Origin of the sequence: Lysinibacillus sp. VIII_CA, from assembly GCF_049943995.1 — a bacterium.
GTDB lineage: Bacteria > Bacillota > Bacilli > Bacillales_A > Planococcaceae > Lysinibacillus > Lysinibacillus pinottii.
The window spans coordinates 358,248-384,750 of sequence record NZ_JBNFXM010000001.1; the positions used below are offsets into that span (position 1 = coordinate 358,248).

A 26,503-nucleotide genomic window follows, 5' to 3' on the forward strand; every position below is an offset into this window, starting at 1 on the left:
TTATTCTCTCCCCTTTAAAATTGTTTCCACAATTGCCATCCGTGTATAGACTCCATTTCGCACCTGCTCGAAAATTCGAGAGCGTCCACACTCTACAAGCTCAGAAGCAATTTCTACATCACGATTCACTGGTGCTGGATGCATAATAATAGCTGATTCTTTCATTAGCTTTTCTCGTTCTATTGTTAAGCCGTATTCTTGATGGTAGCCTTCTTTCGAAAAGCTTTTATTTACTTTATGACGTTCATGTTGCACACGTAATAGCATAATGACATCGCTAATTTCGATTAGATCATCCCAAGAATAATGCGCTTCAAATCCTCCTGCCCATTCTTCTGGACAAAGGAAGTGCACTTTTGCCCCTAAACGTTGCAATGCATGGGCGTTTGATTTTGCTACTCGACTATGTGAGATATCTCCAACTATCGTAATATTGAGCCCTTCAAAATACCCAAACTCTTTTTTTATTGTATATAGATCCAATAATGATTGGGATGGATGCTGTCCTGCACCGTCCCCTGCATTGATGATTGCTACATTAATACCATTTAGTAGCTCATTATAATATTCATCCTCTGATGCTCGAATAATGACTGCATCTAAACCTATCATTTCTAAAGTTTTGACCGTATCGTACATGGTCTCCCCTTTAGTAACACTCGAAAATCCCGCATCGAAAGGAATGATATGACAGCCAATTTTATGCTCAGCCATTTCGAAGCTTGATTTTGTCCGTGTACTTGGTTCAAAAAATAAGTTGGCAACGTTGTATGTCCGAGATAACGATGATGTTTCACCATTTTCAAAAGCTTGCGCAAGATCTAGGATGTGGTGAATCTCTTCTGTTGTTAAATGTTCCATCGATAATAAGTTCTTCATCATGTGACCCCCATAAGGTTGTGTGTCATGAACGTCTATGTATGACGTTCTTTTCATAAAGTAAAAGCCCCGTTGATGTCATCAACGAGGCATAAGGAGGCGTGACAAACTACAGCAGGGAATCATCCTTACTTTAGCCTATCCACAACTTCCCTTTTTTTGCCTCTCTGGACAATTCATTAAAAGGTACTACTATGAATTTTTATTTTGATTGTATGGTACGGGTTTTTCGGCTTCCTTCTTACCTGGTAATATGGCATTCAATAGGACACCGATGATGGCAGCTAGTGCCATTCCTTCAATACTCAATGATTCTGAAATGACGAACTTTGCACCGCCGATCCCGATGACTAAAATCACTGAAGCAATCACTAGATTACGACTATTTCCAAAATCAATATGATTATCTACAAGCATACGTAAACCACTAGCTGCGATAATACCGAAGAGCAAGATGGACACTCCACCTAATACTGCGGTTGGAATAGTTGCAATCACTGCCATTGCTTTCCCGAAGAATGATAGTAATATGGCTACTATTGCAGCACCTGCTATAACGTACACACTATAAACACGAGTAATTGCTAGAACACCAATATTCTCACCGTAAGTTGTTTTAGGTGGACCACCGATTATTGCACTTACGAATGTGCCAAGTCCATCACCTAGTAGGGAACGGTGTAAACCAGGTTCTTTAATGTAATCACGGTTAACTACTTTCCCTAATACAAGCTGATGACCAATATGTTCAGAAATCGTTACGATCACAATTGGTACCATGACAAGTAGAATTTTTGTTGTGATTTCAAATTCATAATGTACACCTGGTAGCAAGAAGTCCGGCATAGCAAAGAATTTTGCGCTGGCAATCGGTGTATAATCTACAATGTCGACAATCATGGAGTAAATATAACCTACGATTAAGCCCATCAAAATTGGCATTGTACTTAAAATTCCTTTAAAGAAAATCGTGAAGATAATTGCTGTAAAGACTGTGACTAAAGCGGCAGAGAAATGTAAAAAGCTATATTCCCCGTTAACATTCATCGCCATATTCACGGCCGTACCCGATAGTCCAAGTCCAATAACCATAATTACTGGTCCTACTACAATCGGTGGCAAAATTTTCATTATCCACTTATAACCACTTTTCCAAATGATTAAAGATACGATTCCGTACGTGATTCCGACAGCCATTGCGCCAATCATGGCATTTCCAGGGTTTACACTGGAACCATCCTCATTCAAACCACCTGCCGCCAGTAATATTGGAGCAATAAAGGCAAAGGAGGAGCCTAAGTAAGCGGGTACCTGAAATTTTGTAATTAATAGGAAGAATATTGTTGCAATCCCACTTGTTAAAAGGGCAATTGCAGGGCTAAGACCTACTAACTGTGGCACTAAGATTGTTGACCCAAACATGGCAAACATATGCTGGAAGCTTAATGTCACTAGCTGAAGTGGGGTTGGCTTATCCTTAATATCTAATACTGCATTTGACATTTTGTTTCCTCACTTTATTGTTCGTCTTCTTTATAAATAATAACGCCATCTTCTCCATCTACATCTTGTAAATTGACAATGATGCGCTCAGAGCCAGAAGTCGGAACATTTTTCCCCACGTAATCTGCTCTGATTGGTAACTCTCGATGTCCTCTATCAACTAGAACAGCTAATTGAATTTGAGCAGGTCTTCCTAAATCCATGATAGCGTCTAGTGCTGCACGAACTGTTCGTCCTGTATAGAGAACATCATCGACTAAAATAATCTTTTGATTTTTCACTTCATGCTCAATGTCAACTTGCTCAACATGTGCTTGTTCATTTTCATGTTTCGTTGTTAAATCATCTCGGTAAAGTGTAATATCAAGCTCCCCAGTACGAATTGGTTTACCTTCGATTTTTTCAATTCGTTGTGCTAAGCGTTTGGCTAGAAAAGCACCTCGTGTTTTAATGCCAACTAAAATACATTCATCGATTCCTTTGTTGCGTTCAATAATTTCATGAGCAATACGTGTTAATGCTCGTGCCATTGATGGGCCATCTAACAATTCATTTTGAGCCAAATTCGTTTCCCCCTCTCTACAATCTATTGTGAGCATGTGTCCATAAAAAAACCTCTCGAGGCGAATAGCCTGAGAGGGTTGTATACGTGTTTAAAAAGCATGTCGAAAAAAATTTGCAGCACAAATTTTTTGCAACACTATCACATGTCCCTTCTCAGCCTCTCTGGACTGCTATTAAAGGTGAATATTTAATTAGTTTGTTCATTCACTGTCGTTAGTATAGACTTTCTTTGCGTATACGTCAATGCCTATTTCGTAATTCATTTAATAATTGCTCATAATCAGCAGGAAGTGGCGTTTCAAACTCTAAGTATTCACCTGAAGAAGGATGATTGAAGCCTAGCGTTGCTGCATGAAGAACTTGTCCACCAAAATCAATTGTCTTTTTCGGTCCATACTTTGGATCCCCAACAAGCGGGAAACCGATATAATTCATATGCACGCGAATTTGATGTGTTCGTCCTGTTTCTAGACGACATTCTACAAGCGTATAATCACCAAAGCGCTCTACCACATGAAAATGCGTAACAGCATGTTTACCATTATCGACAATAGCCTGCTTCTGACGGTCTTTCTGATCACGACCGATTGGCGCATCAATAGTCCCTTTATCATGTGCAATATGCCCATGTACAAGAGCAATATATTTACGAGTAACAGTTTTATTGACTAACTGATCCACTAACGATTCATGGGCTACATCGTTTTTGGCAACCATTAATAAGCCTGATGTATCTTTATCGATACGATGGACTATACCTGGACGCATAATCCCGTTGATACCCGATAAATCTTTACATTGATACATCAACCCATTTACTAGCGTGCCTGTCATATGCCCTGGTGCTGGATGAACGACCATACCCTTTGGTTTATTCACAACAAGAACATCAGCATCCTCATAAACAATATCAAGTGCTAGGTTTTCTGCGATTACATCAAGTGGTTCAGCTTCTGGTACATCAATAGCAATAACGTCCCCCGCTTTTACCTTATATTTTGCTTTCACAGCATCGCCATTTACCTTGATATTTCCGTCACTAATCCAGTTCCCAATCTGTGTGCGCGACCATTCAGATTGTAAGCTTGAAAGTGCTTTATCAATGCGCTCTCCTTGCTGTTGTTCTTCGATTGTATATGTTACTTCCGTCATTGTTTCACCTGTTTCTTCTCTTTTTTATCTTCCCTAATCAAGCCAATCATTAGTATAACAACAGCAATGGTCAACGCAGCATCTGCCACATTAAAAATTGGGAAATCATACTGAATAATCGGAATTAAAACATCTACAAAATCAACCACTTCTCCTCTAAATAAACGATCGATAAAGTTCCCTATTGCTCCACCAAGTAATAGCATTAAGCCCACTTGAAAAATTGGCTTCCCTTTCGCTTCTTTATGATAAAAATAGACAATGGCACAGATAACGGCAATTGTCACGATGCTAAACAGCCACATTTGCCCTTCTAGCATCCCCCATGCTGCACCTCTATTACGATGTGATAAAATGCCAAACCATGGATCTACTACAGCAATACGTTCACCATACTCCATATTTTTCACAATCAACCACTTTGTCCATTGATCCAATAATACGACAAAGGCAGCCAATCCATAATATTTATACACAAACATTCCTCCGTTCGCTCAACATCTAACCTATTCTACCATATCAGCACCATTCACAATAACTAATATCACATCAAAAATATGGCGATTCCAAATGTCTTGAAAATACAAAAAAGCTATCTCTATCACTTTTCGAGCAATAGAAATAGCCAAATTTATTGTCTTATACTGTTTCAGATTCTTTTGAATGGACTCGCTTCATAAATTCATTGACATCAGCAGGTACCTTTCGATCTAATAGTGACACAATAATAACGGATAAGAAGCCTACAGGAACCGTTACAATTCCTGGAATTTTAAACTGTAAGAAACTCGGTAAAGTTCCTGGTAAAAAAATCATCCACATAGATACGCCAAGTCCAATAAGTAATCCTGCAATGGCTCCTTTCTCTGTCATGCCTCTCCACCAAATCCCTAAAATAAATATTGGCGTAAATGTACTTGCTGCTACTGTAAAGGCGAGCGCCACTAAATGACCGATAGATGCATCCTTAACAAGGAGCCCAAGTGCCCCATATAAAATACCTAATAGTACGATAGCTACTTTTCCAGCAATGACACGCTGTTTTTGCGTAATGTCTTTTTTCATAATGTTCGCATATAAATCATGAGCGAGTGCCCCAGAGCTTGTAATAAAAAGACCTGAAAGATTAGAGAAAATAGCTGCAAATGCCCCCGCAATAACTAAGCCCAGCAACCATTTACCACCTAGAGCTAACGCTGTAGTTGGTATCACCATATTGTTTCCGCCAAGTACAAGATCACGCATAACCTCCTCACTAGCTGTTCCCGAAATGAAAATGGAACGACCAACAACTCCTAAATAAACGGCTAAAAAAAAGAATGTACTAGCAATTCCTATAGCCATCAGGGCAGATTTTCGTGCTGCTTTTGCACTTGGATTCGTATAAAAGCGCAATAAAATATGAGGGAGTCCAATGGTTCCTAAAGCTAAACCAATCGTCATGCTAATCGTTTGCCAAAATGTTGGGAAATAAAAGCCTGTCCCTGTCCAAGCAGCACCATCAAAATTAACTTCATTCCCATCTAAAGCATATGGGGATGTGCCTGAAATAGGACCGCTAAAGGAATTAATAGCTGCAAGAATTTTATCGTAATGCAAACCACTATATACCGCTGCTACTAACATGACAATAAATGCACCAAGACGAATCCATAGCTCCAAGGCTTGGTTAATGGTTGTTCCTTTCATTCCACCAATACCTACATAAAAAATCATGACTACACATGTAAAGATAATGCCAAATTCATAGGAAGTGCCAAAAAACATACTTAAAATTTGAGCAGCACCTAATAGTTGCGGAGCCGCATAAAAGCCTGAAATGGCTAATACTACCGCGACTGCTACTAGTCGTGCACGTTTACTATGAAAACGATACCCCAAAAAATCTGCTACCGTAAATGCACCAAATCGTCTCAAAGGACCCGCTACGAAAATAGCTAATAAGGTTAAACCAATGGAGAAACAAAAAGCGTAATAAGCCCCATCATATCCTAGTTGAAATGTTAAGCCTGCAATCCCAAGGAATGTGGCTGCACTTAAATAATCCCCACCAATTGCAGAACCATTTGTAAACCACCCAAAGCTTCTTCCTCCTACAAAGAAATCCGATGCTGTTGCATTTCTTTTTGTTAAATACGTAATGTATACAATCGTTCCCATTAATGCAATGGTCATTAACATCTTTGGTTCTAAAAGAGCTTCTATCATTCACTTATCCCCCTTATTTCAACTACTTATTGGCTAGATCATATTTTTTTAGGCGCTTTTCGTACATGGAAGTATGCACATAAGCGATAATAAATGCCATTGCCATCATCACAACTGTTGTCACAAACCAGGTTACCGTCATTCCACCCCACATTTTCTTAAAGGCAAATTCCGGCGCAAACCAATTCATAACTGGGATACTAAAAATCAATATAAAATAAAATACCGATAAGCCTAAACCTGTTGTAAATTCATCTTTCATAATTTTATTTGTCGCCGCATCTAGAGGTGGAAGATCCTTTACATCAATGGTGCCTGCCTCCACATATTCGTAATCATGACTCCCGACTTCTGCCATAGCCAACTCCCCCTTTTTATTTCAGTAAATAATTATCTGAAATTTCAAATTATTATTCACTACAATTATTCTATTCTATTTCAACTTCAATATAGATATAAAATATTGCTGTATTAGTACAAAAAAATGCTATTTTAAGTTAAAATATTTCTATCAATTTTATTCTTAGGAGGCTGGTAGCATTTTAAAGGTGGTATGGTTTATGGAAAGCTCATTGGATAAGCAACAAATGAGAGATTGGTTAGAAGAAGTTTTACCAAACGCTTTAATGGAGTGTAAAGAGCCTAAACCAGAAGATGACACCATTATTGTCTATGAAGTCAATCGGTTATTTGATTGGGTTAAGATTAAGCGACTAAAAAGAAATTATCCTAATAGTATAATTGTCCCAATTGTTACAGAACACCTCACCTACTCGACTGGTATAGCAATTGAATTAGTTTTACCTGCACTTCTCATTAAACCATTACAAAAATCAAAATTTTTACGTATTGTAAAAAAGTTACACACTGCCTATCTGGAAGAAAAGGCTAGTACACTTACCATGCTTGAACTGACACAACAAATATCCCATAACCAAACTTCTCCATTTCGAGAAGCATTTTTAAAACGTCTTATACGCGGTGAGATTGATAATGAACAGGAAATCATTCAATCTGCATCCTTTTTATCGCCTAACTGTATCCCTAATATGGTGTTCTTAATACAGGGCTATATCGATGTCAATGAAAAAAAAGCTCATCCACAAGATGCAAGTAGCCTCATTACAACTGTTATTCAACAGAAATTTGCAGATAAAGCGCCGTTGTCCTTTTTACATTTTGAACGCTATTTGCTTCTTCTTTTGCGAATTCCTAATGACTATAACTCATTCAAACATTGGCCAGAGGGCAAAGCATGTTTATTAGAGGTCATCGAGACACTAAAAAAGGACCATTGTATCCATCTTTTTATGGGGGTTGGAGGTGTATTTCAGGATGCTATGCAAGTGAAGGAATCCTATAGTCAGGCACGAAAAGCTCGTAGAAAACCGCCTATTGATAACATTCATATAAGATATTATGAAGATTTAACGAAGCATCCACAGCTTCAAAAAGCTATTCAATTTATAGAAGAGCATTTTGACGAACAGCTTTCTATAAGTGAAGTTGCGAAATATATAAGCTTTAGCCCAACACATTTTAGCAGGCTATTTAAAAAAGAAACGGGTCGTAATTTTGTTGACTATGTTGCCTTTACACGTATTATCAAGACTTTACCCTTTTTACGAAAGTTTGATTATACGGTCGAAAAAATTTCCTCCACCTGTGGGTTTAATACACCGAATTATTACAGTCTAACCTTTAAAAAATATGTTGGAATATCGCCAACAGACTACCGCAATACGAAGGAAATTTTGTTTAAGTAGGATGTAGTTTTTCAAGAATCTGCAAAAACCACATGAAAAAAGCAAGCCCCCTAAAGGAGACTTGCTTATAAGCTACATAGAATGCAGATTCTTATTATTCACTGATTCCACTTATGCGTAATATTTTTCTACTACTTCTGCACAGCGAGCACATACTGTAGGATGTGCCGCATTCGCACCAACTGTTTCTGAAATAGACCAGCAACGTTCGCACTTCTCACCTGTAGCCTTCTCAACAACAATGGATACATGTTCAAGTACCAAAGCATCTGCTGGTACTTCTTCGATTGTAGCTACCTCAAAAGCAGAAACGATAGATAGTTGTGCAAAGTCAATGTTCGCATCGTTCAATAATGCCACAACATCTTCTTTTGCATATACTGTTACTTTTGCTTCAAGAGATTTACCAATCGTTTTAGCATTACGAGCCTCTTCTAATGCTTTTAAAATATCATCACGTACATCAATGATTTTTTCCCATTTTGCACGAAGATTTTCAAAATTCGCTTGTACATCTTCCTCTGGGAAATCCGTTAATTGAACAGAAGCTTCCTCTACAGTACCTTGAGCATGTAAGTATGACCACATTTCATCTGTAGTATGAGGGATAATTGGTGTCATAATTTTAACTAAAGTCATCAACGTATCATAAATAACTGTTTGCATAGCACGTCGATCTTTATTGTCAGAACCTTCAATGTAAACAACATCTTTTGCAATATCTAAATAGAATGAAGATAGTTCCACTGCTACAAAATTATTCACAACATGATATACAGCAGCGAAATCATAACGATCATATGCAGTACGAACAGTTTTTAAAACATCCTGTAAACGCATATATACATATTGATCCATTTCACGAAGCTCTGCATAGGCTACACGGTCTTTTGTTGGATCGAAATCAGCAATATTGCCATGTAGGAAACGGAAAGTGTTACGAATTTTACGATATACTTCTGATACTTGCTTCAACATATCCATAGAAATTCGCACGTCAGCAGTATAGTCTACAGAAGCAACCCATAGACGAAGAATATCTGCTCCATATTGATCCATTACTTTTTGCGGAATGATGACATTCCCTAAGGATTTACTCATTTTACGACCTTCGCCATCAAGAACGAAACCATGTGTTAAAAGTCCTTTATATGGTGCAAAACCGTTAATAGCTACTGATGTAATAAGAGAAGAGTTAAACCATCCACGGTGTTGGTCTGAGCCTTCTAAATATAAATCAGCAGGGTACTTCATGCCACGTTCTACAAGTACACCTTGGTGTGAAGAACCTGAGTCGAACCATACGTCCATAATATCATTTTCTTTTGTAAATTCACCGTTCGGACTACCTGGATGTGTAAAGCCTTCCGGTAACAATTCTTTTGCTGTTTTTTTGAACCAAATATTTGAGCCATGCTCACGGAATAGTGCTGAAATATGGCTAATTGTTTCAGGTGTAATAATTGGCTCCCCATTTTCAGCGTAGAAAATTGGAATTGGTACACCCCAAGCACGTTGACGAGAAATTACCCAATCTCCTCGGTCACGAATCATATTGTAAAGACGTGTTTCTCCCCAAGCTGGTGTAAATGCAGTTGCTTTAACAGCCTCTAAGAGCTCCCCGCGGAACGCTTCAACAGACGCAAACCATTGCGGTGTGGCACGATAAATAACTGGTTTTTTTGTACGCCAATCATGTGGGTATGAGTGTGAAATAAACCCAAGACTTTCTAATGCATCTACTTCTTTTAGCTTTTCTGTTACTAGTTTATTGGCATCATTATAAAAGACGCCCTCAAACCCAGGTGCTTCATCCGTATAGCAGCCACTATTATCAAGCGGGCTCAGAATGTCTAAACCATATTGCTTACTAATATGATAATCGTCTTCCCCGTGTCCAGGAGCTGTGTGAACACAGCCAGTACCTGCGTCAGCAGTAACATGCTCGCCTACCATTACAAGTGAATCACGATCATAGAAAGGATGTTGAGCGACAATACGATCTAATACTTCACCCTTCACTTCTTGAATAACCTCATACGCTTCCCATTCAAGTGCAGTTGCCACAGTTTCTAATAAATCTTTTGCAATGATGAATTTTTTATTAGCTACTGCAACGACAACATACATAAACTCAGGATTTAAAGAAATCCCTAAGTTTGCTGGTAATGTCCAAGGAGTTGTTGTCCAAATAACAAATTTAGCATCTGCTGGTACAACACCTTTTGCATCTTTAATAGCAAAGCTTACATAAATAGAAGGCGATTTAATATCTTTATATTCAATTTCTGCTTCAGCAAGAGCAGATTCAGAAGACGGAGACCAATATACTGGTTTTAAGCCTTTATAGATATACCCTTTTTCCGCCATCTTTCCGAATACTTCAATTTGGCGAGCTTCAAACTCAGGTTTCAATGTAATATAAGGGTTTTCCCAATTACCACGGATACCTAAACGACGGAATTGATTTCGTTGATTGTCAATTTGCTCATATGCATATTCTTCACAAAGTTGACGGAAAGCTGCTACTGACATTTCTTTACGTTTAACACCTTTATTTGTCAATGCTTGTTCAATAGGTAGACCATGCGTATCCCAACCAGGAATATAATTAACATGGTAGCCAGTCATTGAACGATGACGGGTAATCATATCCTTTAATACTTTATTCAATGCATGCCCAATATGAATATCACCATTTGCATACGGAGGGCCATCATGAAGTACATATTCAGGACGTCCTTCTGTACGCTCCATCTGCAATTTATTAATATCCATTTCATTCCATTTTTCTTGCATTTTCGGCTCATTTGCTGGTAAATTTCCACGCATTGGGAAATCCGTTTTTGGCATTAATAACGTATCTTTGTATTCAACCATAAAAAATCCTCCTTTAATTTACATAAAGCATATCGACACTATTCTCTTACGACAGTTATAGGCTTACTTATCTGAAACGATTCGCGGACAAATAAAAAAAGCCCTCATCCCACTAAGGGACGAGAAGCTTCTACTCGCGGTACCACCCTACTTGTAGCACAATCCATTAGGCTGCACTACCTCTTTCAAGCACATTAACGTCGTGCACCACGAAATAACTTACTTTTTTCAGTTATTTAGCTCGGAAGTGATATTCATTGTTAGTTGCTTGTTTGGGCTTCCACTATCCCCAAATCGCTTCACCACGCCTAACAAATACTGTCTTCGTCTCTGCTTCTATGCATATGTCTGTACAAAATAATTACTATTACAAAGTATATGAAATTCAAACAATCGCGTCAAGTTTCATTTAAATTTGATCATCTCAATGAAAAGTAAAGCTACATATCTTCTGATTCTTGCGCTTCATCTACAGATGCTTGAATCTCTGTTAAATCGATATCATACTGAAGTAAATGATCCCAATCATCCGCATTTAATAAATCGAGCTGAGCTTCGACTAGCATCTTGAAACGATTACGGAAAACTTTTGACTGTTTTTTAAGCTCATCAATTTCAATCGTTACCTTACGCGCTTTCGTTAAAGCATCATTAACGATTCGATCAGCATTTTTCTCTGCCTCTTTGACAATAAGCTTTGCCTCTTTTTGAGAATTTCTTCGCACTTCATCTGCTGCTTCTTGCGCAACAACAATAGACTTCTGTAAGGTCTCTTCTAAAGTGCTAAAATGCCTCGCTTGTTCTAAGGCCATTTCTAGTTGCTTATCAACCTCTTTTTTTTCACGCAACAAAATTTCATAATCTTTAATGATTTGATCTAAAAATTCATTTACTTCATCTTCAGCATAGCCTCTGAAAGCTTTTGTAAACTCCTTATTATGTATATCAATAGGTGATAATGGCATACAATCCTTCTCTCCTTTTCGTGTACATTCGTATTTCCTATTATACAATTCTTCCGACAACTTAGCAGTATAAATTAATGAAATTTACTTTTCTTTTAGCTTTTTTGGGCCAATCGACCGACTTGTAGACGGATTTTATCTTTTTTTGTACGGCCTTCTGTCATAATTATTTTCATACGACCGCTTCCTCTTATCGATAGAATATCCCCTTCTTGTAATTCAAAAGCAACGGCATCACGCTCTGTCCAATTTACACGCACTTTTTTACCTGTAATTAAAGCTTGTGCCTTTTGACGAGACACTTTCAAAACTGTTGCAATAATAACGTCTAGTCGCATGGAGGTAACTGTGTAAGATTCCTCTAACCATTCCTCTTCATTGATAAGGAGAGGCTCCTGTTCTTTAAGAGATTCAACATGTACCTTTACTTTACCAATGCCAGTTAAATGTAGACGCACATATTCAGCCACTTCCTGTGCAACGACAAATTGAATCTGATGGTCATTAACGCGAATATCACCGAACTTACTACGATTTAACCCTAATGATAATAAGGCTCCTAAAACATCTGGATGGCGTAATTGTACAAATTTAACGGGATACTGAAGTGTAAAAGCTGTCAGTTGAAAGTCCTTCTCTGTAGGCTCATAGTAGGCTGGATAAATGAGCATACGTTGTCTCTCTGCTTCATTAAATAGCCCTGCACATAATGTATTCATTGAGTCATCCTGTCCAATAATAGATGTCACTATAAAGCGCTGTCTTGGATCAAGAAAATCAGTCAGCTTAGGTGCATAGCGATCCTCTACCTCCCGCTGCCAGCTTATTACCTGTTCAATAAAAGGTTGCTCATCTTTCCGAAAATGCTGAATCAAGTGCTCCATCTTGTTGTCTCCTCTTTCATCGTCCCTATTTGCTTCAATAATTAGATAAACATAGTATTCCCAATCATTGGTACTTTGACATCATTGCATCAAATTTTTTCTAATTCACTCGAAATGGACCCTTTAAAATTTGTGACATCTGCTTAAAGCTTTAGGGCAACATTTCTTTGTTACGTTTTTTCTATACTCCATATAAATAAAAAACCCCCACTAAAACGTGAGGATTTTATATCTATACGAACATAAGAAATATTTTCTGAATGACTATAACAAGTCCTCTTTCAATAAAATTCAGCATAAAGATCGCCACAATTGGTGAAATATCAATCATACCAAGCGGAGGGATAAACTTTCGGAATATCCCCAAATAAGGCTCACACACTTTTTCAAGCATTCGTCCAATGGCTGAATTTTGAGCGGCAGGCACCCAAGACATTAAGATATATGCAATTAGCATAAACGAATAAATCCTAAATGCTAAAGATACATAACCAAGTATTATAAAAAAAGTCATATAAACTACAATCCTCGCTATTAATTATCGTCTAAAATAAAGTTTGTAATTTCACCAGTTACTTCTACATTATCTGGAGTGCAAAGGAAAATATCTTTCCCGATACGTTGAATATCCCCTGCAAGGGCATAGACTGTGCCACTTAAAAAATCAATAATGCGTTTACCTTGCTCTCGTTCAATACGTTGTAAATTGACGATAGCTGCACGTTTATTTTTTAAATGTTCCGCGATATCTTGTGCTTCTGCATAGACTCTAGGCTCTATTAAGACAACTTTTGCTCCCTTGGAACTCATCGCAGCTTGCAAGCTAACAATATTATTAGGAGTAGCTGTACTTTGCGGCACAATTTCATGGATCGATGCCTTACGTTCTTTAATTGTTTTTTTAGGCTTTACTGAATGAATCGGTTGCTGTTGTTGTACGGGTTGTTGCTGCTGAATAGGAGCTTGCGTGATTTCTTCTTCTAGTTCTTCTTCAAGGTAAAAGAAGTTTTTAATTTTATTTTTCATGCTCATCCTGTTCCCCTCTTTCATTTCCAACAAGAGCCGTTCCGACTCGAACAAAAGTAGCCCCTTCCTCTACCGCAATTTCAAAGTCATTAGACATGCCCATTGATAACTCGGTACAAGGTGCGTGTGCGAATCCTTGCTCGGCTATTTGCTGTTGACATTGTTTTAATTGCTTAAATACAGAACGAATAAGTGCTTCGTCTTCTGTGTTTGGTGCCATGGTCATTAAACCGACAACTTGGACTTTTGTAAAGCTTCTCAATGATTCTACAAAAGGTAATACTTCTTCCATGCTTAAACCATGTTTTGATTCTTCCCCAGAAACGTTTACTTGGATAAAACATTTAACGGGCTTTACTGCTCTTTTTTCAATTTCTTCTGCCAAACTCAAACGATCTAATGAATGTAAAAAATCAATGCTGTTAATCACTTGTTTTACTTTACGTGTTTGTAGGGACCCTATATAATGCCAATTGACATCAGCTTGAATCGCAGATATTTTACGATTTAAGCCTTCCGGTCGGTTTTCTCCTAAATGAGTCAATCCAGCTTCGATAGCTTCTTGCGTTCTTTCTACAGAAACCTCTTTCGTCACAGCTATTATTTGGACATTATTGGCTTCGCGATTGACTCTTGTTTCTGCTGCTGCTATTAAATCATTTAATTTGTTTAAATTTGCTAAGATTTTTGTCACTGTTTTTCCCAACTTTACAACATTAGTTTCTCTTATTGTAACAAGCAATGCTTGATTTATCAATGAATAGCCTGACCTATGTCAGCTATTTAGGAAAGTGCCTTGACTAGAATGACATCCTTGCCAACAACAAGCACATCTTTCATATACACTTTTCTTACAGATTCTTCTCCTTTAAAAAAACCAAGATATTTTCGGGGCTCAGCAATTAAAAATGCTGTTACATAGCCCGTTTCTTTCGATACTTCAGCATCTACCACAAATCCTATAAATCGTCCATTTCCTGCTTCAATTACTTCCTTTTGCTGTAACATTGAGAACCGCAATAAATAACCTCCTCTATCCAGTACTCTTTCACCTAAATTATTTTTCTCTATCACCAAACTTTGCTGTCTCTTTATATTTATGTATCAACTGTTCATTGAATGAAGATAAAATGCGCACCGAATAATTCGATGCGCATTTTTTATTTGTAATCTTTTTGCATTGTTTCAATTGCATTCTTTTCAAGACGTGAAATTTGTGCTTGTGAAATCCCTAATTCCTTAGCGATTTCAGTTTGTGTCTCTCCATAATAAAATCGTTTTGCCACGATCATTTGCTGACGTTCATCTAGTTTCTGCAAGCTTTCCTTTACCGACACGTAGGCAACCCATTGATCTTCTGATACATCATCATCACGTAATTGGTCCATCATATAAACAGCGTCCCCACCATCTGAATAAATGGGCTCTTGTAATGACATTGGGTCTTGAATAGCATCTAAAGCAAATAAAACATCTTCTTTTTTCATGTCAATCATGTCAGCAATTTCTTCAATCGTTGGTTCGCGCAAATTTTCGGTTATCCACTGTTCTTTTGCCTGCATTGCCTTATAGGCAATATCCCTTAAAGAACGAGATACTCGTAATGCATGATGATCACGCAGATGGCGACGAATTTCACCAATGATCATTGGGACAGCATATGTTGAAAATCTTACATTATGCTTTAAATCAAAATGATCAATGGCTTTCATGAGGCCAATACAGCCTACTTGAAATAAATCATCTGCCTGTTCACCTCTATAGGCAAATCTACCAACAATACTTAGCACTAACCTTAAATTGCACATGACAAGCTCTTCTCTGATTTCAGTTTCACCGGCTTGTAAACGAATGAAGAGCTCCTTCATTTCTTCGTGCTTTAAAATTGGCAAAGTCGATGTATCTAAGCCGCAAAGATCTACTTTTGTTCGCATATTCGATTCCTCCGGATGTTATTCTCTGACTAAACCGTGACATCAGTTTGTCCGAGAGAAACAAGAATATGCACAAAAGCTATGACCAATTTTAGGTAGGATAATTTTCCCTTTCTAAGAAATTGGCTGATTTAAATTTTCACGTAAATCTTGAATAATTTTCTTTTCTAAACGGGAAATATATGATTGTGATATCCCTAAATGATCTGCTACTTCTTTTTGCGTCATTTCTACTTTTCCATTGAGACCAAAACGGCATTCCATAATATATCGTTCACGTGCACCTAATAAATTTATGGCATGGAACATATGCTGCCGTTCAATTTTTTTCTCCACATTATCAAGAATAATGTGCTCTTCCGTACCTAAAATATCTGACAGTAATAATTCATTTCCATCTGCATCAGAGTTTAAAGGTTCGTCTAATGATACTTCACCCTTCATACGACTTGTTTTTCGTAAATGCATTAAAATTTCATTTTCAATGCATCGAGATGCGTATGTTGCAAGCTTAATATTTTTATCTGTATTGAACGTTTCAATTGCCTTTATTAATCCGATAGAACCAATGCTGATTAAATCTTCGATTGGCGTTCCCGTATTGTCAAAACGTCTAGCAATATAAACAACAAGACGTAAATTACGTTCAATTAGTGTGTCTCTAGCTCGTAAATCACCTTTCATAAAGGATGCAATGACTGTAACTTCTTCTTCTCGACTTAGTGGCACTGGCAATGAATCATTTCCCCCTATATAGTACGTTTCACGACTACGAAACTTACTCCAAAATTTTTTCAAGCTAGCAAGTAGCCTAAGAAGCAATAGTTCTCCCCCTCTATGAGTTATTTGAAAGCGCTGAAAAATGTAAAATTGCTGCTGTGCTATGTGGAAAATTTTTTGCTTTTTTTGTTAAAACGATATATTCATTCGATTTCACCTGTGAAGGCTCCCCCTTTATCAACCACTCATCAAAGCGAAAACCAAGAACAACGGTTTGTTGTTGTACGGTATTGATATGAATAAATCGAATATAACGCTGATAATCTTCTGAAAACATAGATACATTGTACGGATCTGTTTCTTGCCATTCTACTAATGATTTGCAAAAATCGGCAGGTAAATGTGGGCTTAGAGCTGTATAAGAGACGAAATGAACAGGTTTCCCTGAAAGCGGCTCGATTGCTTGGTTTCCTGTGTCCACAAAAGCTGAAAGTGGTATTATCGAACCAAAGATTTTTAAAGTTGTATCAAATACAAATTGTCCACTTAAACGTTCTAGTTTAACAAAACCCCATTGCTTATAAAATGCAACAAGATTTAAAACTGCTAGTACAAAACAAATCATTATAAAATGGTTGGCAGAAAGATTTTTTAAATAGGGTTGTAGTGCTGTTAGCAATCCGCCGATAACGATCGTTGCTGTTAAAACGATCGGTCCTTGCTTTTGGAAGCTTCGAATCTTAAAGCGAAAAGCTATACCTATGAGCAATATAAAACTAAGTACCGTTGACCACAGCATTTGACCGCCAATTACAGCTACTAAACTACTACAAAATGAACTCATTAATAATCTTGAATTCTTGACCAAAACCCCTGTTACTCTTGCGGTAAACGTGAGTATTGCTAGATTGAAAAGCGTATTAATGAGCACCAGCCATTCTCCATACATAACAGCCGCCTCCTACTTACAAAGTTAGCATGTTACTCCCACAAATATTGTCAAACAATCGCACCATTTCCTTAAAATGTTTTGACAAAATACATGGTTTCCTTACACAAATGAACATCTCGACAACAAAAATAAAAAGCTCGTATTTTACATATGTAAAATACGAGCTTTTTAGAAGTTGTTTTTTCAATTAACCGCGATTTTTGCGATTGCGTAAAAATGCTGGGACTTCAAGCATGTCATCCTGTGCATAATGTTGCTGATTTTGGCGTGGCTGCTCTTGTTGAACATGCACTTCTTGTCGTTGTTCACGAATCGGTGCTTGTTGTTGTGGAGCAGATTGTCTATTTATATTGAGCGATGGTTTTGTTGTATTACGTTGTTGCTGTAAAGCTTCCTCTGAGAAACCAGTTGCGATAACTGTAACAATGATTTCATCTTTAAGGTTTTCATTAATAACAGAACCGAAAATCATATTTACTTCTTCGTCAGATGCAGAAGCTACGATATCTGCCGCTTCTTGTACTTCAAATAAGCTAAGATTAGAGCCACCTGTAATATTCATAAGAACACCTTTAGCACCATCGATAGATGATTCTAGTAATGGACTTGAAATGGCTTTCTTTGCTGCTTCTGAAGCACGGTTTTCACCAGTAGCAATACCGATACCCATTAATGCTGAGCCTTTGTTTGACATAATTGTTTTCACGTCTGCAAAGTCTAAGTTAATAAGACCAGGGGTTGCAATTAAATCTGAAATACCTTGAACACCTTGACGAAGTACGTTATCTGCTTCTCTGAAAGCTTCTAACATTGGTGTTGATTTATCGACAATTTGTAATAGCTTGTCGTTCGGGATAACAATTAGCGTATCCACAGCTTCTTTCATACTACCAATGCCGCCGATAGCTTGTGTTTGACGTTTACGCCCTTCAAACGTAAATGGACGTGTCACAACACCTACTGTTAGTGCTCCTAATTCACGAGCAATTTGTGCAATTACTGGCGCTGCACCCGTACCGGTTCCTCCACCCATACCAGCAGTGACGAATACCATGTCTGCACCACGTAGAACCTCTTCTAATTGCTCGCGGCTCTCTTCAGCAGCCTTTTTCCCTACTTCTGGATTTGCACCTGCACCTAAACCACGCGTCAGTTTCGCTCCAATTTGAAGCCTAACTTCTGCCTTTGATAAATTTAATGCCTGTGAATCAGTGTTAACTGCGATAAAGTCAACACCCTGTACACCATGTTCTATCATTCGATTGACAGCGTTGTTACCGCCGCCACCAACACCTATGACCTTTATTACTGCAAGTTCATCTACATTTGTATCAAATTCTAACATCTCTTTTTCCTCCCACGGTAACTCGACTCTGTATCAATCATTACGCATTCTAGTTAATCAAAAAACTTATCAAATAATTTTTTTGCTTTCCCAATTACGCTTTCTTTTGGTTCTGAAGGTGCAGAATACTCTTGCTTTTTAGGCATAGCTGCTTGAGCTCCTACAGCTGCATATTCAACAGGTTGCGTATTCGTACTTTTACCGTAAAAATCATCTTCTAAATAGGCGTAACGAATAAGTCCAACCGCTGTTGCAAATGAAGGCTCTCTAACGCCAATATAATCGGGTGTATAAATTCTTACACGCGTTTGTAGAATTTGACGCGCTAACTGGGCGATACCTTCAAGTTTAGCAACACCACCCGTTATAACAACGCCACCTGGTAAATCTCTAACACCTAGACGTGCTAACTCGTCAATCACTAATTCTAGTAATTCTTCTAGGCGTGCGCCAATAATTTCTGATATATAGCGTTGACTATATTGATCAGTAGAATCTGTTCCTACAATTGGTACTTCAAAGATTTCATCGTCAGATGCATCATCATAAAAGGCATGTCCAAATTGGTGTTTGATATTTTCAGCTTGTTCTGTTGGTGTCTTTAAGACGATAGAAATATCTTTCGTTATATGATCACCACCAACTGGTATGACACCTGTATGCGTTAGCAATCCCTCTTCAAATACTGCGATTGTAGTAGATCCGCCTCCTATATCGATAAAGGCAGTTCCTTGGTTTTTTTCATCTTCAGTTAATGCAAAGTAGCCTGATGCTAATGGTTGCAAATATATTTCTCGTATACTTAAACCGGCACGCTCAACACAACGAAGTACATTGTGTAAAAGCGTTTTGGATGTCGTTATCATGGTTGCATCCATTTCTAGACGAATGCCAATCATACCACGAGGATCTTTAATTTCATCAAGGTTGTCCACAATAAACTGTCTTGGAATGATGTTAACTAATTCACGTTCAGGAGGTATTGACATGACTTGTGCAGATTCTACCACTCTGTCTAAATCATCATCTGTAATTTCTCTGTTTTCACTATTTACAGCGACAACACCTTTAACTAGCTGTAACATCGTTTGGTTAGCAGGAACGCCTAGAACGACTTCGTGAATTTGATAACCTGTCATTCGTTCGGCTTGTTCTACTGCTTTTCGAATAGATTGAACTGTTGCATCTATATCAACAATTGCTCCTTTTCGAACCCCATTCGATTTTACATTTCCGACGCCAATTACATGTAATTGTCCGTCACTCATTTCACCTATTAATACCTTGATAGAGGAGGATCCAATATCAAGTGAAATGTATAAATCTTGCTGATTCAATTCGCTGCACCTCCTTGAAAAATGCTCTTATTTTCATTCTATTGTAAATTTGGCATAATGTCTAAGCAAATCGAGTATTTTGGTCAATTTTTCTCTTAATCTATGGAAGTTTTTTCTTTCTTGTGACGTTTCTCATCCAACCGTGTTAGTAATATACGCCTAATTATTGCTATATTTTGGAACAAACGTACCCCAAAAGCGAAAATAGCTGCTAAATACAAATCTATCCCTAAATTCACACCTATAAAAGCTAACCCTGCTGCGAGAACTATATTAAAAAAGAATCCTGATACAAAAACTTTATCGTCGTACACTTGCTGTAATTGAGCACGGATACCACCAAATAATGTATCTAAAGCTGCTAAAACAGCTATTGACAGATAATTTTCATACATAGAGGGGATTTGTATATTTGTTAACAAGCCAAGGGCAAGTCCAAATATCAAACCTAAAAATGGTAGCCACATAAATTAATCTCCTTTTTTTACCTCTGCTAAGTAATCATTTGTCAATCGCTGATCAAATGCTGGAATTTGTAATTGATCAATTGGCTCTTCAATCACTAAATTAAAATTATCTAAATAAAATGAATCTATAAACGTTGAGGCTTGAAGCGAATTATACATTTTTTGAGCTGCTTTAAAATCGCTTGTCCCAACATATATATCAAATTTAGGTGTCGACAATGGTACACTATTCACCGTTGTCTTCCCATTTATGTCCCGAATGGCTGTTGTTTGAACAACACGATTGCCATCTATTGAAACACTTGTTGCATCGTTTTTAAACAGCGTATTTAATAATTGGGTTAATAAATCAGGCGATATCTCTTTGATTTCATAACCCATCTCTATTAATTCAGGTGCGGGTTCAATACGAAGTCTGACACCAGGCCCTACCACTTCTGTTAGTCCAGCCTGTTGCTTTAAACGATTCAATGTTTCATGTAAAGCGGCTTGCTGATTTACTTTTTCAGATTGCTCATAGCGATCCACTACTTCATGAAGTGAGCGAATTTCTGCCAGTAATGCGGAATGTCTTTGCTTTTCTTGTGCTAATTCCTCTCTTATTGCCCAAATATCTCGTGTATCTCGCTCTGCTGGTTTTTGTATGGTATTGTATTGTACCGCTATCATCAAACCGATAATAAATAGCACGATCGTTATTCGGGTGTACATATTTCTTCGCAAAATAGCCCCTCCTAGACGTATCGTATGCCCCTCAGAATTCAATGTAAAACTTTCCTAGAGGCTAAAATTAGACTTTAAACATGAAATAGGTCTTGTCCTTAACTTTCTACTTTTACTCTTGGCATTGTAAGTTTTTGATGTTCTTCTAAAGACACTACAATATTGTCATTTAATAATTGATCAACGACACCGCCATTTAAATTTAAAGATGCTATTAAAGTATCGGAATCTCCAACAGCTTCTATCACAAAAGGAGCGGGATGCTGTGTACCATCAATAGTTATTACAGGACCATTACATCGGATATAGGAATTGGCCATGACACGTTGCCCATTAATAGCAATTGCCTGAGCACCCGATATCTTCAGTTCATTCAACAATTTAAAAACATGACTTTCATGAACAATATAGTCATTCGGATTCAAAGATTTTGGATCATAGTCACCATCCTGGAGAGTGATTCTTATTCCTTTTCCCTCACTCTTCAATTCACCAAGTAGAAGCCGTAAATCCTCTGCTTGTTCCACAAGTTCTTTATAATCCTTCTCATTAGAAGCAAATGATTTTTCATACTTTCGAATTTGTTCCTGTAGACTATTTAGCTCATCCGATAGCTCTTTATTACGTTCTTGTTGAGTGATCAATTCCTCACGATAAGAATCTTCTTGCTCAAATAGCTCTGAATTAATCGTGCCTGCTTCCCGGTTATCTTTTGCCTGATTATATGAATAGCCGATAATAAATCCTGTTGTCACACAAACAATCAGTAATTCAAATTGTTTTCTTGAAAAAAAACTTCCTTTGCTATTCATCTTTTTGTTGTTCATCCTCTGTCACTTCCTGGTCAACCATTTCCCCATCTGCATTAGCTTCCATATCGATGCTTATTTTGTTGTACTCCTCGTTAAAAGGGCGATAATAGGAACCGACCTCTAAATCAATCACGCCTTTTTCTAAATTTGCAATTTGTGCAACAATGGAGGGGTAATAATTTAACTTCTCCGCAAGCGTCTGAATAACAGCTCGTACCTCATATCCATCATTCATATAAAGCTTTACCGCGTTCGGATTTGTATCATTACTATTCGTGTTAACCTGAGAAATTAAAGCTAATACTTCTGGTTTTAATTGTGCTAACTGTTCAACAAGTTTTTTGATTGTTTTTTCGCCAGTAATACCAATAAAAACAGGTGCATCAATTGGCGTATCATTTCCTTTTTGCTCAAAACGTTCACCATTTTCAAGCAGTGGATAATAGGTGCCGTCCCCAGCCAAATACGCAACTTTTTTCCACTCTTTCACATCAATCGTTACGCCTCGAAGCCAGTTACGTTTAACATGTGCTTCTTTTACCCATTTATCCTTCAACAGAAGCTTCTCCACATCTTCTATTTTGAAACCCCACATTGATTTACCTAGCGCCAGGGTACTTGTCTCCACATAATGTTCATTATTTGCCAGCTTAGCACCATTGACTGTTATTTTATTGATGTTACTGTATGGAGATTGAAAATAAAGGAGTACTGCTAACACAATAAAGAAAAGTAATATTAGCACGATGAATTTACGATTTGTACGCTTTTTTCGTCGCTTTTTTAGCGTAGGTATACGATCTTCTATATCAATTACTTTCTCCAAAAAGTACTCCTCCTTTATATTTATTTCGCTAATTGATAAATAATACCTATTATTAACCACATTGTGACTAAAGATGTTCCTCCGTAGCTGATAAAAGGCAATGTAACACCCGTTACGGGTACTAAACCTATTACAACAGCTATATTAAGAAACGCTTGCACCATCAGCATTGTGACTAACCCTATAATCGCATAATAGGATGTTCGGCTTTTAGCCTGTACAGCAAATCTATAGCCTGCATAAATTGTCAGTACAAAAAGTGCTAAAATAACGAGACCACCAATCAAGCCGATCTCCTCCAAAATAATAGCGTAAATAAAGTCATTTTGTGGCTCAGGCAAATATAGAAACTTTTGCCGACTTTGTCCAAAACCATGACCAAAAATTCCAGCAGGACCTATCGCCATAAGTGATTGCACTGCTTGGAATCCACTTACTAAGGGATCAGCCCATGGATCGAGGAATGCTTCTATTCGCTTTAGTCGATATGGTGCAGTCGCAATTAGTCCTACTAGTCCAGCTATACCAGCTAACATAATCATGGCATATAGCTTTAACGGGTAGCCAGCGACAAAAAACAATAAAAATACAGCAACAACAAGAATAAATACTGAACCAAAGTCAGGCTGCAACATAATCAAAACAACAGGGATTAGGAGGATTAAAGCATGGCGCCAATTAACAACTGGCGTTCCTGTTTTATGCTGCGCTAAAATATGACTCAGGTAAACAATGACTGTTATTTTCGTTATCTCCGCTGGCTGGATTGTCAATGGACCAATCCCAATCCAGCTTTGCGAGCCATTTCGCACTAGCCCAATACCAGGTATTAACACTAGAACAAGTAAGACTAACGAAAATATATAGGCCATTTTCCAAAAGGACTGCTCTCTCAAAATATTTAATCGAATTGTGATTAAAAATACAATTATGGCTACCACAAAGTATACGCTTTGCTTCATATAAAACGGCATTTTTCCACTATAATGAATGGCACTCCAATAAGTCCCCGCAGAATAGACGAAAATAATGCCGATTACTGATAGCATCAAAGTTGTGACGAGCAATAAGTAGCTTTCTTTCCCTCTCAGTAATGCCATCCTTCCAAGTCAAGTATATTCTAAAATAGTTACAGGCTCATTACAGCTTCATTACAGCATCAATAAAAACATCTCCGCGTATTTCAAAGCTGTCATATTGATCCCAACTTGCACAAGCTGGTGATAGTAAAATAATATCTCCCTCTGCTGACATCGGTGCTGCATAGTGTACAGCGTCTTCCACATTTTGAGCGATTACTGTTTGTTGGACACCACATGATTTTGCAAATTCAACAAAACGTAATCCAGTTTCTCCAAATGCGACGACGCCTTTCACATGATTCATACTAGGTCGAAGCTCCTCAAAAGAATGTCCACGATCTAAACCACCTGCTAACAAAATAACGGGCGCCTGGAATGCATCTAAAGCACTTTTTGTTGCTAAACAGTTCGTTGCTTTGGAGTCATTATAAATCTTTCGACCATTCCATTCGCGTACGAATTGAGTACGGTGTCTCACCCCACCAAAAGCCGCTAAAACCTCTTCCATTTTCCCTTTGTCACAGCCAACTAAAATACAGGCCGCCACTGCTGCTAGGATGTTTTCTAAATTATGCTTACCAGGCAGTGCTATATTTGCTCGGTCCATATACGGATCCCCTTGCCAATAGATCGTTGTATCATCTGCACTGATTCCGTGGACAGTACGCCCATTTGAACTGAACGGAATTTTTTGCGCATTGGATTTTGCCGCATAGCCAACTACAATTGGTTGGTCCGCATTATAAATAAAATAATCACTTTCATCTTGATTACGTGTCACACCAAACTTCGCTTCAGCGTAATTATCAAATGTTCCATGGTAGTCAAGATGGGCATCATAAAGATTTGTAAGTATAGAAATTTTAGGCTTAAATGTTTTAGTCCCCATCAATTGGAAAGATGACAACTCCGTTACAATAACGTTATCTTTACTAGCTTCTTTAGCAACGCCACAAGCAACTGTACCAATATTTCCTGCAATTAATGGATTTTTACTTCCGTTGTTTAACATATCAAATATTAAAGTGGTCGTTGTTGTTTTTCCATTCGAGCCTGTAATACCAATAAATGGCGCGTCACTTATTAAATACGCAAGTTCAATCTCTGTCCATACAGGAATACCGCGCTGTATAGCATCCGCTACAATGCGATTGCTATAAGGTATACCTGGGTTTTTAACGACTAATTCAAAACCTTCATCCAGTAAGTCCTCAGGATGACGACCACAAATCACGGTAATCCCCTTTTGTAATAAACCCTGTGCATCTGGGCTTTCATCAAATGGTTTGGAATCATTGACTGTTACAAAGGCGCCGAGCTCATGTAAAATTTCAGCAGCGGCCACACCGCTTTTCGCTAGGCCTAACACAAGTACTTTTTTATGTTGTAAATCTGTATAGTTTTTCATTAAAACGCCTCCGATAAAACTGCAATCAATGCTACTGCTAGGGCAGTTGACCAGAAGACAAGCACTACCTTCCACTCTGACCAACCTGATAATTCAAAATGGTGATGGATTGGACTCATCTTAAAAATACGCTTTTTACGTAGCTTAAAGCTTCCTACCTGTAAAATAACGGATAATGTTTCGATGACAAAAACCAAGCCAACTAGTAAAAGTAAAAATTCTTCTTTTACTAATACCGATACCATAGCTAATGCCCCACCTAATGCTAATGAACCCGTATCACCCATAAATACTTTTGCTGGATTCGCATTAAATAATAGAAACCCTAATAATGCTCCTGTAACAGCAAATGCAAATAAAGCGATATCTGCTTGGCTTTGGAAGAGTGCGATAACGCCAAAAGCCGCAAAAGCAATCGATGCAGTTCCTGCCACTAGTCCATCCAAACCATCTGTTAAATTCACCGCATTGGAGAACCCTACTAACCAAAAGATTAAAAAGGCAACATAGAATACACCAAGATCAACTGTCCAATCTGTAAATGGAATAGCGAGCGTTGTATCAAAAGATCCAACATACAGTAGAAAATATGCAAGGATGGCGATAACAATTTGACCAATTAATTTTTGAAGAGAGGTTAACCCTAAATTCCTTTTAAATACAACCTTCAAACCATCATCCAATAAACCTATTAAGCCAAATCCTGCTAATACTAATAAAAGTACTACGGTCTGTGTCGTTAATAAATCTAAAAAGCTTCCTACACCAACAGTTGTTAGGACGATAGAAATTAAGAAAATTATACCGCCCATTGTTGGTGTACCAGCTTTTTTCATATGTGATTTCGGTCCCTCTTCACGAATACTTTGCCCAAACTTTAGGCGTCGAAGAAGTGGAATACTAATTGGTGCCAGGATAACTGTTACTATAAAAGCAAGAGCTAAAATGGTAAGTGTTGTTGCGAGTTTCATTGAAAAATCTCCTTTAAATCTTGTTTCACTTTCTTCGTTAGGAAAAAAGCATAAACTTTCATTTATTTATTACTACCCTTCATAATAATAGTGGTTCTT

At 37.8% G+C, this 26,503-nt stretch carries 27 protein-coding genes and 1 other annotated feature; of the genes, 1 reads left to right on the forward strand and 26 read right to left on the reverse strand.

Annotation, left to right across the window (positions count from 1 at the left end; genetic code table 11):
* The 7 genes from ACP3VS_RS01780 to ACP3VS_RS01810 all read right to left on the reverse strand — a co-directional run bounded on the left by ACP3VS_RS01780 (position 1) and on the right by ACP3VS_RS01810 (position 6,664).
* On the reverse strand, positions 1-879 hold the full coding sequence (locus ACP3VS_RS01780) for an aspartate carbamoyltransferase catalytic subunit (RefSeq protein ID WP_426388325.1): 879 nt from the start codon (positions 877-879) through the stop codon (positions 1-3).
* A 192-nt stretch (positions 880-1,071) separates the two neighbouring features.
* A complete protein-coding gene (locus ACP3VS_RS01785; protein WP_426388326.1) occupies positions 1,072-2,382 on the reverse strand; it encodes a uracil-xanthine permease family protein in 1,311 nt (436 codons plus the stop codon).
* Between the two features lie 14 nt (positions 2,383-2,396).
* On the reverse strand, positions 2,397-2,945 hold the full coding sequence (pyrR, locus tag ACP3VS_RS01790; RefSeq protein ID WP_031418931.1) for a bifunctional pyr operon transcriptional regulator/uracil phosphoribosyltransferase PyrR: 549 nt from the start codon (positions 2,943-2,945) through the stop codon (positions 2,397-2,399).
* Positions 2,946-3,186: 241 nt separating this feature from the next.
* Positions 3,187-4,098: an RluA family pseudouridine synthase gene (locus tag ACP3VS_RS01795; RefSeq protein ID WP_012293181.1), complete on the reverse strand. Its 912-nt coding sequence runs from the start codon at positions 4,096-4,098 to the stop codon at positions 3,187-3,189.
* On the reverse strand, positions 4,095-4,574 hold the full coding sequence (gene lspA, locus ACP3VS_RS01800) for a signal peptidase II (RefSeq protein WP_080695172.1): 480 nt from the start codon (positions 4,572-4,574) through the stop codon (positions 4,095-4,097). The genes ACP3VS_RS01795 and lspA overlap by 4 nt, the downstream gene beginning before the upstream one ends.
* Positions 4,575-4,737: 163 nt before the next feature.
* Positions 4,738-6,306 (reverse strand): cation acetate symporter, encoded by a 1,569-nt coding sequence (locus ACP3VS_RS01805; protein ID WP_012293177.1) that lies wholly within the window; start codon positions 6,304-6,306, stop codon positions 4,738-4,740.
* A 22-nt stretch (positions 6,307-6,328) separates the two neighbouring features.
* Positions 6,329-6,664: a hypothetical protein gene (locus ACP3VS_RS01810; protein WP_012293176.1), complete on the reverse strand. Its 336-nt coding sequence runs from the start codon at positions 6,662-6,664 to the stop codon at positions 6,329-6,331.
* 202 nt (positions 6,665-6,866) lie between these two features.
* Between ACP3VS_RS01810 and ACP3VS_RS01815 the strand changes: the two genes are divergently transcribed.
* Complete coding sequence (locus ACP3VS_RS01815; protein WP_031418928.1) at positions 6,867-8,072, forward strand: AraC family transcriptional regulator; 1,206 nt, start codon at positions 6,867-6,869, stop codon at positions 8,070-8,072.
* A gap of 111 nt (positions 8,073-8,183) precedes the next feature.
* Here ACP3VS_RS01815 and ileS read toward each other — a convergent pair whose 3' ends face one another.
* The 19 genes from ileS to mraY all read right to left on the reverse strand — a co-directional run bounded on the left by ileS (position 8,184) and on the right by mraY (position 26,404).
* Entirely contained in the window at positions 8,184-10,952 is a 2,769-nt protein-coding gene (gene ileS / locus ACP3VS_RS01820; RefSeq protein WP_012293174.1) for an isoleucine--tRNA ligase, read from the reverse strand.
* A gap of 112 nt (positions 10,953-11,064) precedes the next feature.
* Positions 11,065-11,292, reverse strand: a binding site (T-box leader).
* Between the two features lie 100 nt (positions 11,293-11,392).
* Positions 11,393-11,917, reverse strand: a complete 525-nt coding sequence (locus ACP3VS_RS01825; protein ID WP_012293173.1) for a DivIVA domain-containing protein — start codon at positions 11,915-11,917, stop codon at positions 11,393-11,395.
* Between the two features lie 95 nt (positions 11,918-12,012).
* Positions 12,013-12,801, reverse strand: a complete 789-nt coding sequence (locus tag ACP3VS_RS01830) for an RNA-binding protein (protein WP_012293172.1) — start codon at positions 12,799-12,801, stop codon at positions 12,013-12,015.
* A 232-nt stretch (positions 12,802-13,033) separates the two neighbouring features.
* The gene (locus tag ACP3VS_RS01835; protein ID WP_025113856.1) at positions 13,034-13,315 is read right to left on the reverse strand and encodes a YggT family protein; all 282 of its coding nucleotides are present in this window, start codon (positions 13,313-13,315) and stop codon (positions 13,034-13,036) included.
* Between the two features lie 20 nt (positions 13,316-13,335).
* The gene (locus tag ACP3VS_RS01840; protein ID WP_031418927.1) at positions 13,336-13,833 is read right to left on the reverse strand and encodes a cell division protein SepF; all 498 of its coding nucleotides are present in this window, start codon (positions 13,831-13,833) and stop codon (positions 13,336-13,338) included.
* Entirely contained in the window at positions 13,817-14,521 is a 705-nt protein-coding gene (locus ACP3VS_RS01845) for a YggS family pyridoxal phosphate-dependent enzyme (RefSeq protein WP_031418926.1), read from the reverse strand. The genes ACP3VS_RS01840 and ACP3VS_RS01845 overlap by 17 nt, the downstream gene beginning before the upstream one ends.
* Before the next feature lie 89 nt (positions 14,522-14,610).
* Positions 14,611-14,847 (reverse strand): PRC-barrel domain-containing protein, encoded by a 237-nt coding sequence (locus tag ACP3VS_RS01850; protein ID WP_031418925.1) that lies wholly within the window; start codon positions 14,845-14,847, stop codon positions 14,611-14,613.
* Positions 14,848-14,987: 140 nt separating this feature from the next.
* Positions 14,988-15,761 (reverse strand): RNA polymerase sporulation sigma factor SigG, encoded by a 774-nt coding sequence (gene sigG, locus ACP3VS_RS01855; RefSeq protein ID WP_012293168.1) that lies wholly within the window; start codon positions 15,759-15,761, stop codon positions 14,988-14,990.
* A gap of 114 nt (positions 15,762-15,875) precedes the next feature.
* Positions 15,876-16,583: an RNA polymerase sporulation sigma factor SigE gene (sigE, locus tag ACP3VS_RS01860; RefSeq protein ID WP_025113851.1), complete on the reverse strand. Its 708-nt coding sequence runs from the start codon at positions 16,581-16,583 to the stop codon at positions 15,876-15,878.
* Between the two features lie 13 nt (positions 16,584-16,596).
* On the reverse strand, positions 16,597-17,430 hold the full coding sequence (locus ACP3VS_RS01865) for a sigma-E processing peptidase SpoIIGA (RefSeq protein ID WP_031418923.1): 834 nt from the start codon (positions 17,428-17,430) through the stop codon (positions 16,597-16,599).
* Positions 17,431-17,620: 190 nt separating this feature from the next.
* Positions 17,621-18,778, reverse strand: coding sequence for a cell division protein FtsZ (gene ftsZ / locus ACP3VS_RS01870; RefSeq protein ID WP_031418922.1), 1,158 nt, complete (start codon positions 18,776-18,778; stop codon positions 17,621-17,623).
* A gap of 53 nt (positions 18,779-18,831) precedes the next feature.
* The gene (ftsA, locus tag ACP3VS_RS01875; RefSeq protein WP_012293163.1) at positions 18,832-20,115 is read right to left on the reverse strand and encodes a cell division protein FtsA; all 1,284 of its coding nucleotides are present in this window, start codon (positions 20,113-20,115) and stop codon (positions 18,832-18,834) included.
* Positions 20,116-20,210: 95 nt separating this feature from the next.
* Positions 20,211-20,582, reverse strand: coding sequence for a small basic family protein (locus tag ACP3VS_RS01880; RefSeq protein ID WP_008173872.1), 372 nt, complete (start codon positions 20,580-20,582; stop codon positions 20,211-20,213).
* A 3-nt stretch (positions 20,583-20,585) separates the two neighbouring features.
* The gene (locus ACP3VS_RS01885) at positions 20,586-21,305 is read right to left on the reverse strand and encodes a DUF881 domain-containing protein (protein ID WP_031418921.1); all 720 of its coding nucleotides are present in this window, start codon (positions 21,303-21,305) and stop codon (positions 20,586-20,588) included.
* A 98-nt stretch (positions 21,306-21,403) separates the two neighbouring features.
* Complete coding sequence (locus ACP3VS_RS01890) at positions 21,404-22,132, reverse strand: DUF881 domain-containing protein (RefSeq protein ID WP_031418920.1); 729 nt, start codon at positions 22,130-22,132, stop codon at positions 21,404-21,406.
* Entirely contained in the window at positions 22,110-22,943 is an 834-nt protein-coding gene (locus ACP3VS_RS01895) for a cell division protein FtsQ/DivIB (RefSeq protein WP_325881162.1), read from the reverse strand. Before ACP3VS_RS01895 ends, ACP3VS_RS01890 begins: the two co-directional genes overlap by 23 nt.
* A gap of 20 nt (positions 22,944-22,963) precedes the next feature.
* On the reverse strand, positions 22,964-24,043 hold the full coding sequence (ftsW, locus tag ACP3VS_RS01900; RefSeq protein WP_012293158.1) for a putative lipid II flippase FtsW: 1,080 nt from the start codon (positions 24,041-24,043) through the stop codon (positions 22,964-22,966).
* Between the two features lie 40 nt (positions 24,044-24,083).
* A complete protein-coding gene (gene murD / locus ACP3VS_RS01905) occupies positions 24,084-25,433 on the reverse strand; it encodes a UDP-N-acetylmuramoyl-L-alanine--D-glutamate ligase (protein WP_207889693.1) in 1,350 nt (449 codons plus the stop codon).
* Positions 25,433-26,404, reverse strand: a complete 972-nt coding sequence (gene mraY, locus ACP3VS_RS01910) for a phospho-N-acetylmuramoyl-pentapeptide-transferase (RefSeq protein WP_036160939.1) — start codon at positions 26,402-26,404, stop codon at positions 25,433-25,435. The genes murD and mraY overlap by 1 nt, the downstream gene beginning before the upstream one ends.
* Positions 26,405-26,503: the final 99 nt, after the last annotated feature.